Raw genomic sequence first — 15944 nt, forward strand, 5'->3', positions numbered from 1 at the left:
GCTAAGCGTTTGGCTACTGCTGCTTTCGCTGCGATGCTCCAGCAGGGAGCCAGCAAAGCTGATCGCACGATGGACGTTATTCAGCTTGACTCGTAGCCCCGCAGTGCTTTCAGCTTGTCTTCTTTACTAGATTAGACACCGACCCTGCGCTGGCTTGATGTATTGCCTTGACACCCACTGATCCCGCGACGAATCGAACGCGCGGAACCCGTCGCTCAGGATGGCTGGTGATTGCAGGTACTTGACCTCGCCAGGATTCCAATGATCGACGACGTCGTACTGGGTGCCGGGACCAGAACGAATGTTCAACCGGCTGGTGACACCTTGGGTCGTGTACGGGCAGTAAGTCTCGACGCCTCCTTCGAGGATTGCCGCTTGTTCGGGCGTCAAGTCGGTGAACAGGGGTTCGTGTTCAATGGTGTTCATCGTTTTCTCCTTAAATTAAGTGTGAATTGTTCTGTGTCGTTCCTTCAGGAACTGTCGTTTTGGTTTGCAAGCACAAAACTTGTTGTTTTGAGTTGCTACCTATTACTCGGAGAGTTATGTCTGTGTTTTACACAAGGCATTAGTTCTTGTAACATTACTTCACGAAATTAATGGCAAAGATGCGTCCTTCGTGTTTAGCGATCGTCGCAAGGCTTGCCGCGCCACAGTCTTCTTCGCTATGGTGCAGGACACTTTGAGATTTCATCGTCAAAACTAAAACCATCTAGCTCTGTTGTTAATTTTTGGAAAGGTACGCTTCTTGCATCTTTCAAAACAATCAACAACAAATGTGTTATGTCTCGCTTTGTTGGAGATAAACCGATCAAGGGAAAGTCTTGATCGCTGTAAATGTTCTACTGATCTAATCAGTTTGTTTGAATAGTTCGCTATTCGGACAGAGTGTAAATTCTTTGATTGCAAACTCACAAAAAATAGGGGCGAGGCGTGTTTCGCCCCTACTAGCAAGAGAGCATATAACTCAGCCAAGGTTGGTGTTTAATCCAACGCTATGGGACTTAGACAAAAAACACTCATAAAAAAGCCTCAAATCTATATATAGAAAGACTTTGACATCATTCGCTTAGTTTGTTGATATATCTAGGTTTGAGCCATTTTTGAGCATTTGGTGTATTTCCCTTACCCTGTATGGTTTTGAGGCTTGTTTTTCCCTCAAAAATGTTTAAGTCCCCCTAACCCTCCTAATTGAGGATAATGAGTCGTTCGCCAAGCCAAAATCTGTGGCAGTATTGTATACCCCTGGACCTAAAGGATTCTTACGTGACCCTGTACCCTGCGAATACTCTTTATCGGAAAACAGCTCCCATTTTCCTTCACGAATGATGATAGATGAGGTTCTGTCGTTGAAGCCTTGGAAGGGACCGTTGCGAAGGTCACGATCGTTTCCGAAAATATCCTGCCTATCGCCGGATAAATATGCGTCTTCATACAAAGTAACAGGTGCAGCACCACCACTACAAGTAGCAGCAACCTCATCGTTAAGTTCCTGGAAGGCAGGAGTTGCTTCAAATTCGGCAGTTAATTCGCTGAACAGTTGTTCATGCTGATTGTCTTTCATCTTTTTTCTCCTAATTAAGTGTGAATTGTTCTGTGTTGTTCCTTGAGGAACTACAGTTTTTGTTTGCAAGCACAAAACTTGTTGTTTTGAGTTGCTACCTATTACTCGGAGAGTTATGTCTGTGTTTTACGCAAGGCATTAGTTCTTGTAATATTCCTTCACAAAACTAATAGCAAAGATGCGTCCTGAGTGTTTGGCAACAGTGGCAAGGCAGGCTGCACCACAGTTGGTCTAATCAGTTTGTTTAATCAGATGAGAGAACTAAACGAGGACCCTGGAAGCAGGAATATCGCTGCGTCTTAGAGAACTAATCGAGTCGTTTCGAATCCCTCGTTGTTGTAACTGGGATAAATTGTATTCTCCAGGTCGAAGTGTTACAGGAGCACCTTGGTTGTTTATGTCTGGATAAAACACCCATGATTTATCCCCTGTAATCTTAATAGATGAGGTTTCGTCGTTGAAATTGTAAATGCGCAGGTCGTCAGTACCTTCATAAAACGTCAGCCTTCGCCCTGAATCTCCTTGATTAAATCCATCATTCTCGTATAAATATGCAACACCTCCGCTACAGGTAGCAGCAACCTCATTGTCAAGTTCCTGAAACAGTTGTTCATTCTCAGCTTCTTTCATCTTCTTTCTCCTTGTACAGTGTAAGATTTTATGTTGTCAATTGCCAAAGGGTTTGTAATTAGTGACTAAATAGTTGTCACTTCAACAAACTATTTATTGGTGAGTTGTAATTAACTTTCTCTTCGCTAATCACACTTCTATATTCTGAAATTAAATCTAGTATGGCAAGGGTTTTAAATTTGTTATTTCTGCATAACTCAATGAGTTATGTTTTTATTTTTAAAATCTTTTCTGTTCAAAAAACAAGGTACTTTTGTCTTCCAAATTAAAGTACAGTAATGCGCTCTCACTACTCCGAATCATGCAATTTGAAACTGAGGCTATCTCCTCTGGTTGCAGATGGTGCTTGAGCGCCGGTACAGCACCAACGCCTGAAAAGCGAGACTTCTGACCGTTCACCAATTAGTGTGAAATTTTGTAACGAGTTGTGGAATTCCTGGACTTTTGATTCCGAGAAGTAGACAGAGGTTCGTTGCGAAGCATCCAGACGAACTTCCAACACCCCCAAGTTTTACAAAGAGGAATCGCTGTGGAAAATCAGAGTCTTTACCTAACACCTTTTCAGCGCAAGTTTCTGCTTAAGAGTCTAGAAACCGACTTACGCCCAGAATATCGCCGTCGCATTGAAATTATGCTGTTGGCAGATGCGGGTCAATCTCAGACTCAAATCTGTGAAGCTCTAGGATGCGCTCAAGAAACTGCACGGTATTGGATTGTCATGGCACAAACAGGTAACGCTCATAATTGGGGCGATCGCCCGATGGGACGTCCCAAGACTGTGAATGAGCAATATCTCGTTCGGTTGAAAGAACTGGTAAGCCATAGTCCGCGTGAATATGGCTATTCATTTCAACGCTGGACAGCGCAATGGTTAAGCAAGCATCTGGCGAAAGAACTGGCGATGCAGGTTAGCAGTTGCCACATCAACCGTTTGCTTAAGGAAATGGGGCTTTCCACTCGACTGAAAGACAACACAACTGAGAAACAAACTTCAAGCCAACAAAATTCCAGCATTAGAATTCAAGATTTGCCACCAAGTCATTGCTACAGCTAAGAAAATCCCCGTCACGGACTGCCGTCATCTTCTACATCGCCTGATGTCTTTTGGCAATTCAGTTTGAGAAAGACCAGTAATTAGTTCTGCTTTTTAAAGCCATGATTCAGAAGATATAATCGCTCAAAATACGTTCTTTTGAGAAAAAAAGAATTGTTCGATGCTAGACTTCTTGCAAAAGTCGAAAAAAAAGAATAATTAACCACAGATGGACAATAAATAAAAGTTTTTCCTCTGTCTTCCCCCCTCAAGAGGGGGGAATGAGGGGGGTGGACACAGATGGAATCAAACAGATGCAAGAGGTCAACTGAATTTCCGGCATTGCTGAATTTGGTAATGAATTATGGTTGTAGCACGATGTTCAATTTGCTGCAATCTCTGTAGAGACGTTGCATGCAACGTCTCTACATCAATGAGAATTTTGAAATTCATACCAAATCCTGATCTAATACCCCCTTTATAATTTAGTCCGCCTACGCGGACTTTGTTTGTGTAGCCGCGATTTCTAATCGCTTTGTTTGTGTAGCCGCGATTTCTAATCGCCTGGGCTAAAAGGTGGTTATAAAAGCGGATTTGGTATCATATCTTGATTCAGCAACGCCGAATTTCCCGTAAGCGCAAAGCGTGCCGCAGACTTATGTGCAGCATGCACTTTGCGCTCAGTTCCTTGGGCGCGGAAAACCTGCCTATGGCAGGGAATGGCACGCTACGCGAACAGGGTTTCTCTGCTTGACATACCTCCTCTTCCTAAAGGAAAGAGGATTCCTTAACGTTTCATTGGGTTGTGCTACCTAAATAGTCTTACCATCCCTCGACGTTCGTTTAAAGTCTCCCAATGCCCTATGGCGACTATTTAAATTATCCCACAATATCCGAAAAAGCCGTCCTTTGAGGACGGGGCTTGTATCCCATTATTTCCGGTCAACATCCTTTGGGGTCATTCTTCGCTGCAAAGTTCTGCATTCTGTGTTCTTCTGAGTTTTTTAAACTTTTCCGTAATCAAAATAAAATAAATTTCTTCTAACTATTCAATGCTTTTTTATACTACGTACAAAATCAAAAGAATTCTTATTTAAGTGATAACTGAACACCGTTAAATATTCCTTTTGGCAGCGTCAAAATACTTCTTAAGTCATATTTTTTCTAATAATCTGAATTTCTCCACCAGATTTACACCATTTAACCCTGTCTTCTCGCTATAGTCATTTTCAGTGTTAATGCAATTACAGTCAAGCTGTCACGTTGATCAGAACTCATGAATCTAGTTCCAACAAAGAACACTTTCCAGTAACATAGTTCTGTGTTGTTTTGGAGTCACAACTTGGAACCATAGCTTTTGACTTGCTTTTTCAAACACTCACCCGCTCATCTCACTGCTCTAAAGTACAGTACTGGTAACGACTTATGACGCGCTCTCCAAAGTCAGGAAATGAACAGGAGCCTTCTAACCGTCGTCTGTGGCTTCTCCTCTTAGGACGTACTAGTCTTGCTGTGGGAGTGATTTTGCTAGCTGGAATTGCAGGTGGTGTTTGGTGGGCTAGGAACTATGTTTATAAAGATTTAGCACCATTTGTGGAGAGCAATCTTCAGCAGTTGCTTGGAAGACCAGTAAAATTAGGGGCAGTTGAGCGATTTTCGCTTTCTAGTTTGAGATTCGGAGCGTTATCGGTACCAGCAACTCCCAATGATCCAGATAGAGTTGCAGCAAAAGCTGTGGATGTACAGTTTTCCCCTTTGCGGCTCCTTTTTAACCGGACATTGGCATTAAATGTTACTCTAGTTCAGCCTGATGTGTATCTTGAACAAGATAAACAGGGACGCTGGGTAACAACTCAACTGAAGACGGGAGAAGGAAAAGGTTTTATTCAAACTGAGCTGCAGACAATACGGCTTCAGAATGGAGATGTGGTGTTGGTGCCAAATCCGACACCAAACAAACCTAAAGGTTCAGTTGCGTTAGATCAGGTAAATGGTACAGCGCGAATTCTGTCTCAAAATCAAGGAATTAGCTATGATCTCGGTGCTCAACCAACCACGGGAGGAACAGTCAAAATAGTTGGTGAGACACAACTGAAAACACTACAAACTAACGTCAAGCTGCAAGCGCAAAATCTGGAAGCAGCCAATGTTAGTCGATTAATTGAGCTACCAATTGCTTTGCAATCAGGTCGTGTAGATGCTGACTTAGCGGTTCAATTACAGCCTGATCAGCAACAAGCCAATCAGCAGGAAATTGCGATTAATGGAACGGCGATCGCCAATAAAGTCACTGCTCAAATTCAAAACGTTCCCCAAAAGTTTATCAATTCCAATGGCAGATTAACGTTCCAAGGTCAGACAGTTGGTGTAGAAAATCTGAGTACGAACTATGGCACAGTTCCCGTTCTGGCAAATGGAGCTCTCAATCTCCAAACAGGTTACAACATTTCTGCTCAGGTAAAGGCGGTTAGTGCCAAAAATCTTCTAGACACGCTGAATGCGAAATTGCCAGTTCCGGTTGCTGGAGAAGTACAATCAAAAATTCAGTTGCAAGGACCAATTCAACAACCCATTCTCAGCGGAACCGCAAGCAACATCAAACCTGTTCAAGTTGACCGCGTTTTATTCAATGGTCTTAGCACTGGCTTTCGGTTAAGTCTATCTAAAGCCGGATCTCAAGTAGCCGTTTCTAACCTGCAATTAATCCCAGCCGCAGGTGGACAAATTACAGGGAACGGTCAAATTCAACTCGGATCTAAACCTCAACAAGGTGGAGTGAAGTTTAATCTGCAAGCTGAAGGTGTGTCAGCAGATGCACTTGCTAGTGCTTACGGCTTGACTCTCCCCACCAGTATTGGGAATGTGTCAGCCAAAGCCGAAGTTTCTGGTTCACCCGGAGGCGGCACACAGCCATTGACGCTTAACATATCTAGCGTTAAAGCGACACCGCCAGCGGGAGGAGAAATCACAGCAAACGGTCGAGTTCAACTTGTCCCCCAAGGTAACGTTGCGTTAAATGTTCAAGCTCAAGGTATACCAGCAAATGCGATCGCCCAAGGTTACGGCGTTTCAGTTCCCATCAACATTGGTGGTGTATCCGCTAACGCCACAGTGTCTGGAAGACTAGGTGCGCAACCTTTAACAGTGAATGTTGCGAGAGTTCAGGCGACTCCAGAAGTAGGAGGACAAATCACGGCAAACGGTCAAGTTCAGCTTGCACCTCGGGGTAGAGTTTCATTTAATGTGCAAGCTCAGAATTTACCCGGCGATGCTATTGCCAAAGCTTACAAGACTTCACCTCCGATTACAATTGGCAATGTATCAGCAAACGCCAGGATTTTTGGCTCACTTGGCAATTTGCAAACAGTCGCGCAGGTTTCAGCACCCACAGCCACTTATCCCACGAGTGGACAAGTTGTTGTCAATCAACAAGGTAATAGTGTTCTCTTCCGAGATGCTGTTGTCAAAGTAGCAGGTAGTACAATTAGAGGCAGGGGTCAACTTGCACAAGGTCGCTGGCAGGCTTTTGTTAATGCCCAGCAACTACAATTGAGCCGTTTTGCACAGGTACCACCCCAGCTTCAAGCGGGAGTCTTAAGCAGTCAGTTGAATTTGTCAGGAAGTACTGCATCGTTCCAACCGTCAACCATTCAAGCTTCAGGACAGGCAAGTCTGCGTAATGTGGCAGGAGGTACAGTTAACGTTAGGAATATTAGCCTTGATAATGGTCGCTGGCAAGCCCTTGCTAATGTTTCCCAAGTTCAACTCAACCGTTTTTCACAACAACTGCAAGGACGACTCAATAGCAACTTGCAGTTAGCAGGAACAACCGAATCTTTTGCGCTTTCAAATATTCGCGCCGCAGGACAAGTAGGCTTGTCACAAGGGTTATCACTGCTTGCACAACCAATCACAGCACAAGTTCAGTGGAATGGGCAACAGATTATTCTGCAAAACGCAACTTCCCCCGGGCTGAGTGCTAACGGTGTTGTTGCAGTTCAAGTCCCCGAAACTGGCACACCTCAAGTCAGTGGTTTTAATCTCAATGTGCAAGCACGCAATTATAACCTGCAAAAAGCGAGTTCCAATCTTCCTGGTAACATAGCGTTAGCGGGGCGACTTAATTTCACAGGACAACTCACAGGTACGCCAACGACTCCTAATGCTGTGGGAAACATCCGGCTAGAGAATTTGAATGTCAGTGGTTTGGCGTTTGACCCGGTATTAGCTGGGAATGTAAAATATCAGGGCGGGCAAGGTGGACAACTGCAAGTTGCCGGTAGACAAGACCAAATTGCAGTTAATATTGATGCAAACAATCGCCCAAGTTCATTTTTGTTCCGACGTGATCAAGCAGTTGCCACTGGCAGAACTGAAGGAGAAAACTTGCTTGTCAACGTGCGAGATTTTCCTGTAGCTATTCTGAGTGGGTTTGTTCCTAATAATACACTGAAACCTCTTGCAGGGCAAGCATCCGGCGATTTAGTCGTTAATCTGAATAACTATAGCGCTGCGGGAGAAGTGGCGATCGCCAAACCTCGCGTTGGTAGAGTCACAGCAGATGAATTTCGGGGTAACATCAGTTATGCCGATGGTGCTGCTAGCTTAACGAATGGTCAATTGCGGATAGCAGAAAGCAGCATCGCCCTGAGTGGAAATGTGCAAACAGGGAACAACCCGCAATTTCAATTCCAAGCTAATTTTGACCAAACCAGAATCGACAGACTTCTACAAGCATTCAATGTCTTTGATTTTGGGGATTTTGCTGGAGGGTTGCAGGGTCCGGATTTGGCAGGAGCAGAGGTACTTCAAACTCAGCCTCGGAGTTTGCCAAACGCAGATTTGTTATCACAGCTAAAGTATTTCTCACAAATTGCAACCCGAGTCGTAGAAGAACAAGCACAGCAAAAAGAACCAACGACTTTACCCACACTTGCAGAATTACAGGGTGCCTTGAGCGGAGGAATTGAAGTGGCTGGCTCATTACAGTCAGGGTTAAATGCCAGCTTTAATTTTCAGGGCAATAACTGGCAATGGGGTAAATACTCGATTAATGATGTCATAGCTAGAGGCACTTTTGCAAATGGTGTTGTGACACTGTTGCCATTGCGTGTAGATTTGAATCCAGGCTCCCTGGCATTTACAGGACAGTTAGGAACTGAACAACTGTCTGGACAGTTGCGTGTCGCAAGTTTACCTTTATCACTTCTACAGCCTTTTATAGAAAGATATCCAGTCGATGTCACAGGGAATGTGAATGCTGTCGCTACTTTAGGTGGTGATTTAAAAGACCCCAGAGCGATCGGTGAACTGACGCTGGTGGATGGTACTATCAACAAACAAGCAGTGCAGACTGGGCAAGTGAGTTTCAATTATAACAATGCTCGTCTCAATTTTGGCAGTACCGTGTTGGTGACTGGGACACAGCCAGTTCAGATTGCAGGTAGCGTACCTTTTGGGTTGCCTTTTGCTTCAGTTCAACCAGATAGCAATCAAATCAGCATCAACGCCAGAGTGCAGGATGAAGGCTTGGCGCTGTTAAACTTGTTTACCAATCAGCAAGTCACTTGGGTGAATGGTCAAGGGCAAGTGAATGTAGATGTTCAAGGGACTTTAAACCAGCCGATTATCAACGGAGTCGCCACAGTTAATAATGCAACTTTTCAGGCTCAAGCTTTACCTGACCCCTTGACAAATGTCACAGGAACACTCCAATTTAACGGCGATACGCTGACTGTTGAGAGCCTTCAAGGGCAATACAATAAGGGTGCAGTGACTGCTGCGGGAGTCCTTCCCATTTTTGCACGTCAAGCAGCACAAGCCGAAGCCGCAACAAATCCCCTCACCGTATCAGTAAACAATCTGAATTTGAATGTTCAAGGGCTGTATCAAGGAGGTGTCAGTGGTGATGTCCTCATTGGTGGAACAGCGCTATCCCCTGACATTGGCGGAACGATTCAGCTCAACAATGGTCAGGTGTTGATTGGACAATCCAATACAGCTGGTGCAAAACCATCAGGTACACAAAACGGGAACGCAACAGATAACGCAACAACTATTTTCAGGGCACAACCAACAAATACGCAAGGAACTAGCACACCGGATGGCGCAACAACGACTTTCGGCGCACAACCAACAAATACGGGAGGAACTAGCACACCTGATGGCGCAACAACGACTTTCGGCTTAGAACAACCAGGTACACAAGGAGGTAACGCAACGGCTACTGCGACTCGACCTAATTTACCTATAGAGTTTGATGGTTTAAGGCTGATTCTAGGTAACAATGTTCGTGTCTCCACTGCGCCCATACTCGGCGGCTTTGTACCAGGAGGCGAGTTGAGTCCATCTCTACTCACCTTTGACGCAAAAGGCAATTTGACTATTAATGGTACGTTAGCGAAGCCTCTGCCCCAAGGAGTCATTCGTCTTACAGGAGGACAGGTTAACTTATTTACAGCTCAGTTTACCTTAGATCGGGGCTATGAACAAACTGCGGAGTTTACTCCCAGTCGAGGACTCGACCCCGTCCTAGATGTTCGGCTTGTAGCACTTGTACCGGAGACAACGGGAGGAACAAGTGGTCGCACTTTGAGATCTCCTTTTTCTAGCGAAATCAGTGATGTTTCTGCAATTGACTTTGGGACTTTACGTACCGTTCGCGTTCAAGCCAGAGCAACAGGACCAGCGAGTCAATTATCTGATAATCTAGAATTGACCAGCCAACCCAGCCGTAGTGAAGCAGAAATTATTTCCCTGTTGGGCGGTTCTATTATTAATAGCTTGAATCAAGCAGACGCAACAGTTGGAATTGCCACCCTAGCTGGTTCTACAATATTCGGTAGTTTGCAAGGAAGCATTACTGCGCTAGGACAGGCGATTGGCTTTAGTGAGTTTCGTATCTATCCTACCTCTATCTCGAACCAAGAATCAGCTTCAGTTCTCGGCTTAGCAGCAGAAGGTGTGTTTGATATTAGTAGGAATTTATCTGTTTCTCTATCGGCAGTTTTCTTGGGTGATCAGCCTTTCAATTACAACCTCTTATATAGAGTTAATGACGATATTCTGGTGCGAGGCTCAACTAATTTAGCAGACGAAAGTCGTCTCCTATTTGAGTACGAGACACGATTTTAGCTTAGCTAGCGGTAAAATAGAAATTAAGTAGATAGGTGGAAATAAACACCAGCTAGTTAAGAAATGTAAAAACGCCACCAACCCTTACTAATGACTAATGACTAATGACTAATGACTAATGACTAATGACTGCCTTAACGAGTTAACTTTATTTGTACCGACCTACTTAAATTGGTTTTTTAGTTGCTGTTGAGAACGAACTGTAACTTTTTCAACAACTCATCTGACGTGTAGGGCTTTGATAAAAAGGTTTTGACACTATTACCAAGGAGTTGAGCCATCTTAGAGGTCACAAGTCCGCTAACAGCAATAATCTTAACCTGTGGGTTCATCGTTTTTAATACTTTGACCGTAGTTGAACCATCCATAGACGGCATCATCATATCAATTAACACAACACTAATTTTTTTCTTATGTTGCGTATACAGCGCCAGTGCCTCAATTCCATCCTTAGCAACTAAAACCTTGTAGCCATAGTTTTCCAACACTGTTTTAGTCACCTCACAAATTGAATCTTCGTCATCAACAACAAGAATCAATTCTCCAAGTCCAATCGGTAATTCATGATCAGGTGTGAGTAAACCATCTGTTTGAGTTGTCGGCGTTGCGGGTAAGTACACATGGAATTTTGTCCCCTTTCCGATTTCACTAACGACATTGACAAAACCGCCGTGGCTTTTAACAATGCCCATGACTGTTGAAAGACCAAGACCTGTACCTTTGCCCACTTCTTTTGTTGTGAAAAATGGTTCAAAAATTCGCTCAATGATTTCTCTATTAATCCCAACTCCCGTATCAGATACTGTTAGGACAACGTAGGGACCGACCTTAGCTTCAATATTCATTCGGGCATAATGACTATCAATGCAAAGATTTTTCGCAGAAATTTCCAGGAGACCGCCATTAGGCATAGCATCACGAGCATTAATGCAGAGATTCATCAGAACTTGGTGCAGTTGAGTCGTATTGCTTGTGATACTCCAAAGGTTTTGCGCTGTTCCATGGGTGCGGACTTCAATGCTTTTGGGAAATGTCTGTTGAGTAATACGCTCAATTTCTGAGATTATATGCTCTACCTGTAGGGATGTACGCTCACCCTCAACTCCGCGTGCGAATGACAGCACTTGTTTGACCAAAGTTGCTCCACGTTTTATATTTGTTGTAAGTATTGAAAGCCACTGCTGACTCTGCTCATCCAAGAGTTTTTTTTCTAAAAGTTGTACACTCAGCAGCATAGGTGTGAGCGCATTGTTGAGGTCATGAGCGATACCGCTTGCCAAGGTACCGATACTCTCTAGGCGCTGAACCCGGAGAAACTGCGCTTCGAGTTGTTTTTTCTCTGTAATGTCAGTCTTAACCGTAAGAATGGATTTGGGTTGTCCATTTTCATCGCGCACTAAAGTCCACCGGCTAGCAACGATAATTTCCTTGCCATCTTTTGTAAGTTGATGTAACTCACCTTGCCAAGAGCCACTATCCGCCAAACTTGTCTGAATGTTAGAGAGTTGAGATAAGCTTTCGTGTTGATATAAAAGCTCATTGACATTTTTGCTCAGCACTTCTTGTGCCTTCCATCCGTACAGACGTTCAGCCCCTTTGTTCCAAAATAGGATTTGGTTATCCAAGTCTCGCACAATAATTGCATCTGTCGTGATATCAAGCAGCTCGGCTTGTTCGCGGATTTTCTGTTCTGCTTGGTTGCGCTCTGTCATATCGAGAACAAAACCAACCATGCTCTTTTGCGACTCTTCTAGAAGCGCACCACCAATCACAATAGGAAGACGGCTACCATCTTTGCGAATGAATTCCTTCTCGAAAGGAGTACAAATTCCAGAACAGGCTAATTCTGCGATCGCCCTTTCATCCAAACCGCTATATTCTGCTGGAGTCATTTTATCCCAATGCAATTTTCCTTTTAGCAGTTCTTCCCGTTCATATCCCACCATCTGCAAAAAGGCATCGTTGGCTTCTGTAATTTTGCCGTTCAACTCTGTTAAAATAATCCCAATAATATTAGATTCAACCAAGCGTCTAAAGCGGGCTTCACTTTCTTGAAGCGCTTGAAAAGCTTGCTCACGCTCTTCTTCTGCTCGTTTACGCTCGGTGATATCAATAATAAAGCCAGCCATCTGAGCAATATTGCCTGCACTGTCTAAAAAGAAGTACCCTTTGTCCTCAACTGTGATGTAAGTGCCATCTTGGCGACAAACACGGTATGACAAATGAAATGGCTTTTTTGTAGATAAAACGCAGTTATTCTCTTGCTGAAAGGGGTTTCTATCTTCAGGGTGAATGAGTTCTAGCCACTGGTTTAAACCTCCTGACATCTCCTCTAGATCGTAACCTAATATCTGCTCTAAGTTGCCGCCATAGGTGACCTCATTGGTATAAGGATTCCAGTCGTAGATTATCTGACCACTTGCCTGAATGAGTGCTTCATAGCGATTTTTCCAGTTGGCTAATTCATCTTTTTGGCATTGCAGTTCTTCCTCTATTTGCTTACGCTCAGAAACTTCCACCTCCAAACGCTGATTTTGCTCTGTGAGTCTTTTCGTTAGGTTTTGCAGGCGTAGGTGGATGTTTACCCGAGCTAAAACTTCTTCATGCTCTAAGGGCTTGGTGATGTAATCCACTGCCCCAAGTTTCAATCCTTTAACTTTATCCACCTTATCGCTTAGGGCAGTCAAGAAAATGACAGGAATATCTTGAGTGATTTGATTCGTTTTCAAGCGTCGGCAAGTTTCAAAACCGTCCATTTCCGGCATGAGTACATCTAACAAAATCAAGTCGGGCGGGGCGTATTCCGCCATTTCAATCGCACTTTCCCCATCTTCAGCCACCACAACATTCAAGCCGGAATCTTCTAAAAAATCAAACAGCATTTGTAAATTGGTGGGAGTGTCATCGACGATTAAGATGACATCTTTTTCATGATTATTAAAACTCATTTAAACCTCTTAATATTTTCAAGTCTTAATATTTTTAACTCTTAATATTTTTTAAAAATTGCCGAATTTGTTTTCCTTTAAAACTTTTAGCAAGTTGACGCAGATGTGTGGCAAACGGCACCCATTGCTGATCCAACTCCTGCAATCTTGTGGTTTCCTGAATAATGCCTTTGAGGTCGCCCCTCATCGCCAAATCAAGTAAGCTAGCGACTTCCTGTGCAGGTGGAACCACAAGAGAGTCCTGAGTACTCAGTCCTGAGTTCTCACTACTAAGTTGTACCTTGCTGTCTATTTCTTCATAAACCCATTCCAACCCCAAGTGAACCCGTACTTTTTCCAAAAGGTCTGCTTCCCGGACTGGTTTGGGGAGGAAACCGTCGCAACCGACTTCCCGACTTTGTTGATGGTCGAAATCAAAAACGCTCGCCGAGATGGCAATCACCACAACCCCTTCCAACTCCGGCATCATCCTGAGGCGACGGGTCGCTTCAAAGCCGTCCATCACGGGCATCACCAAGTCCAACAAAATGATATCTGGCTGAAATTGATGAGCTTTGTTTAAACCGTCTAAACCGTCAGTTGCTTCTAAAACTTCAAACCCCAAAGGCTCTAGCATATTGACCAACACAGAACGATTTGCCCACTTGTCGTCTACTACCAAAATTTTCCGCTTCAAGCCTTTGAAACCAATGATATTGTTTTCCGAAATATCAGCAACATCAGTCCATTCAACTTCAGGTAAATCTAAGTCCAACCAGAAAACACTTCCTTTGCCTAGTGTACTTTCTACTTTCAGATCGCCGCCCATCAACTCAGCTAATTGACGGCTAATTGTCAGTCCCAATCCTGTTCCTTCAGTCTCGCGGATTTTTTCACCCACCTGTTGGAATGGTAAAAAGATTTCTTCTAATTTCTCCTTAGCAATACCAATGCCTGTATCTTCTACCTGAAAGCGGAATTTTTCTTGATGATAGCCAACTTTGAAAGTAATGTAGCCTTGTTCTGTAAACTTAACTGCATTTCCAAGTAAGTTAATTAAAACTTGTCGCAACCGCTTTTCATCTGCTCGGACGGCTTTAGGAATCGGTGTTAAAGTTTCGTAAATTAATTCTATACCTTTTTGTTCAGCACGAATGCGGCAGATTTCCGCAATTGCTTCCAGAAATTCCGGAAAATGAAAATTTTTGGGATAAAGTTCCATTTTCCGAGCCTCAATTTTTGAGATGTCTAAAACATCATTAATCAGATTGAGCAAGTGTTCACCGCATTGATGAATAATGTTCAGACCACTCTTTTGCTGGTCTGTGATAGTTTTGCCTTTTTTGAGGATTTGAGCATAACCCAAAATCCCGTTAAGGGGAGTGCGGAGTTCGTGGCTCATGTTAGCCAAAAATTGGCTTTTGGCGCGGTCGAGTTCCGCTAAGGCTTCAGCGCGTTTGCGTTCCATCTCCAAGGCGCGAGTGTTGGCAACTGCTGTTGCTATCTGCCCTGCAACCAAGCTTAAAAATCTGCGATAGGTGTCGTTAAGAGCACGTCGAGGGCTGATACCAACGACTAAAAGACCAGTAGGCAGTGTGACACCAGGTTGTGCTACTGGCAAGACAAGCGCTACACAGGGCGATTCTGGCCACGGACCACCTGGCAAAGCACCAAATTGAGCTACCAAATTGTCTACTTGTGCGGTTTGTCCGGTGCGTGCTACTCGTGCTAAAGGCCAAGAGCCAGGTTTGTCTTCGGCACTGAGATCAATAACTCGAGGGCTAGCGGGTGTATCAGGTTCCAGTCCCGCTGTTCCTGCCAAATGCGCTTGTCTCCTACTCTCATCTAACAGATAAAGTAGGGCAAAGGGAATATCAGCAGCGTTCTGGCTTAAAGTTTCAGTCGCAATTCTACAAGCTTCTTGGGTCACTTGCGCCGTAGCGGTATTGATTCCCAAATCGTGCAGCGTCCGCAGGCGTCGTTCATCCAGCACGCGTTCTGTGGTTTCAGTAACAGCCTGGAAAATGCCGACGACACGACCCGACTCGTCACGAATGGGGCTGTGGGAGAACGTGAAGTACGTCTCCTCGATATACCCGTTGCGGTTCGGGAGGATTAACTGGTTTTCATACCAAGTGCCTTCACCTGCCAAAACCCGCTCGAACATCGGAGTAAGCACGTCCCAGATTTCTGTCCACCAAGGATACGCAGGCTGTCCTAGTGCCCCAGGATGCTTGAGGTCACCGAGGATGGGACGGAAGCCGTCATTGTAGAATTGCACCAGCTCTGGTCCCCAATGAATCAGCATCGGGAAGCGCGAGGCCAAGAGGATACTCACAGCGGTACGCAAGCTTTGCGGCCAACGACTGACTGGACCCAATAGAGTGGTTGACCAATTGAGCGATCGCATCAGCGCTCCCATCTCCCCACCCCCAGCCAAACAGTCTTCGGGTTTAGCCTTCTTCACCTCATCAATCACAAGTTCTCCTCCTGTTTGACGCGTGGGAATAACATTAATTTCTTTCAAATGTATTAGCTATACACTAATAACGTAATTCAACTTAAAATTACGTAATTTTGAGTAAACTAACCTAAAGTAAATACTCACCGAAAATAAAAGGGCGGAAGCCCCTGTTTTCCAAACATGGGGAGGAAGCCC

The 15944-nt window shown here is 44.3% G+C and carries 6 protein-coding genes and 2 pseudogenes; 2 read left to right on the plus strand and 6 right to left on the minus strand.

Annotated elements, in window-relative coordinates; genetic code table 11:
* Positions 1 to 126: 126 nt before the first annotated feature.
* The 3 genes from AACT52_RS37330 to AACT52_RS37340 form a co-directional block, all read right to left on the minus strand.
* The gene (locus AACT52_RS37330; protein ID WP_073635299.1) at positions 127 to 426 is read right to left on the minus strand and encodes an SH3 domain-containing protein; all 300 of its coding nucleotides are present in this window, start codon (positions 424 to 426) and stop codon (positions 127 to 129) included.
* 739 nt (positions 427 to 1165) lie between these two features.
* Complete coding sequence (locus AACT52_RS37335; RefSeq protein WP_073635300.1) at positions 1166 to 1561, minus strand: beta/gamma crystallin-related protein; 396 nt, start codon at positions 1559 to 1561, stop codon at positions 1166 to 1168.
* 261 nt (positions 1562 to 1822) lie between these two features.
* Complete coding sequence (locus AACT52_RS37340; protein ID WP_073635301.1) at positions 1823 to 2191, minus strand: beta/gamma crystallin-related protein; 369 nt, start codon at positions 2189 to 2191, stop codon at positions 1823 to 1825.
* A 529-nt stretch (positions 2192 to 2720) separates the two neighbouring features.
* Between AACT52_RS37340 and AACT52_RS37345 the strand changes: the two genes are divergently transcribed.
* A complete protein-coding gene (locus AACT52_RS37345) occupies positions 2721 to 3245 on the plus strand; it encodes a helix-turn-helix domain-containing protein (protein ID WP_073635303.1) in 525 nt (174 codons plus the stop codon).
* Positions 3246 to 4649: 1404 nt separating this feature from the next.
* Positions 4650 to 10358, plus strand: coding sequence for a translocation/assembly module TamB domain-containing protein (locus tag AACT52_RS37350; protein ID WP_073635304.1), 5709 nt, complete (start codon positions 4650 to 4652; stop codon positions 10356 to 10358).
* 179 nt (positions 10359 to 10537) lie between these two features.
* Here AACT52_RS37350 and AACT52_RS37355 read toward each other — a convergent pair whose 3' ends face one another.
* From AACT52_RS37355 to AACT52_RS37365, 3 genes and pseudogenes are all read right to left on the minus strand, one after another.
* Positions 10538 to 13306: a hybrid sensor histidine kinase/response regulator gene (locus AACT52_RS37355; protein ID WP_096549433.1), complete on the minus strand. Its 2769-nt coding sequence runs from the start codon at positions 13304 to 13306 to the stop codon at positions 10538 to 10540.
* A 34-nt stretch (positions 13307 to 13340) separates the two neighbouring features.
* Positions 13341 to 14750, minus strand: a pseudogene (locus AACT52_RS37360) (ATP-binding protein); the annotation flags it as partial.
* Between the two features lie 36 nt (positions 14751 to 14786).
* Positions 14787 to 15707: pseudogene (locus AACT52_RS37365) on the minus strand (GAF domain-containing protein); the annotation flags it as partial.
* Positions 15708 to 15944: the final 237 nt, after the last annotated feature.

Source organism: Scytonema sp. HK-05 (genome assembly GCF_963872035.1).
Lineage (GTDB): Bacteria > Cyanobacteriota > Cyanobacteriia > Cyanobacteriales > Nostocaceae > Kalymmatonema.